Source organism: Acidobacteriota bacterium (assembly GCA_039030395.1).
Lineage (GTDB): Bacteria > Acidobacteriota > Thermoanaerobaculia > Multivoradales > JBCCEF01 > JBCCEF01.
The window spans coordinates 1-2,748 of record JBCCEF010000052.1; the positions used below are offsets into that span (position 1 = coordinate 1).

Below are 2,748 nucleotides of genomic sequence, written 5' to 3' on the forward strand. Positions count from 1 at the left end.
GCGGCGACGGCGTCGGAGGAGGAGGCGGAGGAGGAGGCGGAGGAGGCGAAATAGGCGGCGAAATAGGCGGCGTCGGAGGCGGCGTCGGAGGCGGCGGCGGCGGCGGCGGCGGCGGCGGCGGCGGAAAAGTCGGCGGCGTTTCGAACCTCTGCGCCCTGGCTTGGCCATGTGCCCGCAAGCCAGGGCGCAGCCACAGCACGCAGGCAGGTCAGGATCAGGGCCGCGGGCGCCTCGTCCCGATCATACAGTTCCAGCGCCGGCAGCGCCCGCAGGGCGACGCGGGCCGCGAACAGGACAATCTCCTCGCGCGGGCGGGTCTGCAGCCACACTATAAGATCTCTACGGGATCTGAAATCGGGCATGGATCAGGCAATAGGTCTCGTCATCGCTGAACCCTATCACAGACCCTGCGCACAGGCGATGCAGAGAGGGGTGGCGGGGTCGAGCGCGAGCCGACCTGCGGCGATCTCCTCGCCGCACTCCTGGCACCAGCCAAGCTCATCCTCATCGGCGCGCTTGAGCGCAGCCTTCAGCGCCACCAGCCGCTGGCCGCGCCTGCGGCTTTCGGCCAGCGCCATCGCCTGGACCTGAAGCGCGTCCATCCGGCTGAGCCGGCCGACCGACTGCTGGTCAAGCTCCACGGCCTCGCGGTTCCAGGCGGTGGCCCGCTCCGCCGCCTCGATCTCGGTGATTTCGGCACGGATGTGCGCCACCAGAGCTGCCATGTCGATCGTCATGTGAGCGAGAGCCCGATGCGGCGGAGATACGCCCCCCAGCCCGCCCTGTCGGGGTGGACATACTGGCGGGCCTTGTCCTCGGACCAGCCATAATCCGCGCTCTCGCCGAACTCATCCACCCGCCGCTGGGCGGAGAACGGCTGGCGCGCGGCGCGGGCGCGGGAATAGGCGCGGACCGCGTCCTCCTCGCCCGCATCGTCGAACCGGTTCTCGTGCACCGTGGCCGCGAGCGGCAGGCGCATGGAAATCCGGGGGGGAAACTTCGGCCAGCCGAGCGCGAGGCCCATGGCGGGGAAAACCCGGTCGGGCAGGCCAAGGAGCCCGGCGACGTCCTCGGGCCTGTTGCGGATTGTCGAGACCGGGCAGGCGCCGAGCCCCGCCCGCTCCGCCGCCGCGACACAGGTCGCCATGGCGATGGCCGCATCCATCGCGGCGTTGAAGGGCGCATCTGCATGGTCGTTGCCAAATGGCAGGCCATGCAGGTCCGCGAGGCGCCGCTGACGCCGGTGATTGGCCAGAAAGACGAGGAAGACCGGCGCGCCCGCGATCCAGTCCTGCCCGCAGGCGGCGTCGATCCCCCGGCGGATCCCGCTGTCCGTCACGACAAGAATATCACGCTGCTGGAGGTCGGATTTCGACGGCGCGGCGAGTGCGGTGGCGCAGAGTGCGCGCACCAGACCAGCCGGGACAGAACGGTCCGTGAAATGGCGGCACGAGCCGCGTCCGGCGACCGCCTCGAGCTCTGCGATCTCGTCAACAGTGCCGGGATCGCCAAAACGGCTTTCGAACACCTCTCTCAGCGACATGCGCATTCCTCCTCTTGACCGGGGCTTCACCATTCCACAGATTCGCCCCGACACAAGGACGAGGCGCACCATGGCAGAGATGACAATCGGAATTCTGGAAACGGGCCCGGTGATGGAGCCGCTGCTCTCGCGCCACGGCTCCTATCCGCAGATGATGGAGCGGCTTCTGTCCGGCCATGGCTTTCGGTTCCGGAACTGGCGGGTGCTGGATGGCGAATTTCCCGATGCGGTGGATGACGCTGACGGGTGGCTGATCACCGGATCGCGCCACGGCGCCTATGACAGCCTGCCCTGGATCGCGACCCTCGAGACGTTCCTTCGCGAGGCCTTCGCGGCACATGTGCCGATCGTCGGGATCTGTTTTGGCCACCAGATCCTCGCCCAGGCGCTGGGTGGCACGGTGGTGAAGTTCGATGGCGGCTGGTCGCTTGGCCGGCAGGAGTACCACATCAAGGGCTTCGACCGACCGCTGGAGGTGATCGGCTTTCATCAGGATCAGGTCATCGAAGCGCCCGAGGGTGCCGAGATCGTCGGCTCGTCAGAGTTTTGCCGGATCGCGGCGCTGGCCTATGGAGACCGTGCCTGGACACTGCAGCCGCATCCGGAGTTCGGATCGGACTTCGTCGCCGATCTGTTCGAGCAGCGGCGCGAACTTCTGCCCCGTGATTTGGTAGAAGAGGCGCTCAAGACGCTCGACGGAGCATATGATGATCAGACCGTCGCCGAAAAGATGGCCGCCGTCTTCCGGACCGGTCTGCGCGCGGCCCCGGCAGGAGTGGCAACAGCCTGACCGGAGGCGGGCCTCCGTGGCGGCCAATCTGCAGGTGGGAAGTTTACGAAGCTGGGGGCCGGGCCCGACAATGAGAGAAAGAGCTGTATGACACTCAGAATTATCGGATCGGGCTTTGGGCGTACTGGAACGATGTCGACCAAGATGGCCCTGGAACAGCTGGGGTTCGGCCCTTGCCACCACATGAACGAAGTCATCGAGAACCCGGCGCAAATGGCCCACTGGAAGGCCGTGAGCGAGGGTGCGGCGGTCGACTGGACCGAGGTATTCGCGGGCTATGTCTCGCAAGTCGACTGGCCCGGCGCGCGGGTCTGGGAGGAGATGCTGCCGAAGTTCCCCGAGGCGGTCGTTATCCACACCGAACGGCCCGAGGAGACGTGGTGGACCAGTTTTAGCGGGACGATCGCGCGGTTGA

The 2,748-nt window shown here is 67.1% G+C and carries 5 protein-coding genes; 2 read left to right on the top strand and 3 right to left on the bottom strand.

Annotated elements, in window-relative coordinates:
• From AAF481_20345 to AAF481_20355, 3 genes are all read right to left on the bottom strand, one after another.
• A partial coding sequence (locus AAF481_20345) for a hypothetical protein (protein ID MEM7483517.1) occupies positions 1–329 on the bottom strand: 329 nt, incomplete at its 3' end.
• Positions 330–398: 69 nt separating this feature from the next.
• Entirely contained in the window at positions 399–737 is a 339-nt protein-coding gene (locus AAF481_20350) for a TraR/DksA C4-type zinc finger protein (protein MEM7483518.1), read from the bottom strand.
• Entirely contained in the window at positions 734–1,543 is an 810-nt protein-coding gene (locus tag AAF481_20355; protein MEM7483519.1) for a nitroreductase family protein, read from the bottom strand. Before AAF481_20355 ends, AAF481_20350 begins: the two co-directional genes overlap by 4 nt.
• 70 nt (positions 1,544–1,613) lie before the next feature.
• On the opposite strand from AAF481_20355, the gene AAF481_20360 reads away from it, so the two are divergent.
• Both AAF481_20360 and AAF481_20365 read left to right on the top strand, forming a co-directional pair.
• The gene (locus AAF481_20360; GenBank protein ID MEM7483520.1) at positions 1,614–2,333 is read left to right on the top strand and encodes a type 1 glutamine amidotransferase; all 720 of its coding nucleotides are present in this window, start codon (positions 1,614–1,616) and stop codon (positions 2,331–2,333) included.
• A gap of 132 nt (positions 2,334–2,465) precedes the next feature.
• The coding region (locus AAF481_20365; GenBank protein ID MEM7483521.1) for a sulfotransferase family protein at positions 2,466–2,748 on the top strand (283 nt) is incomplete at its 3' end.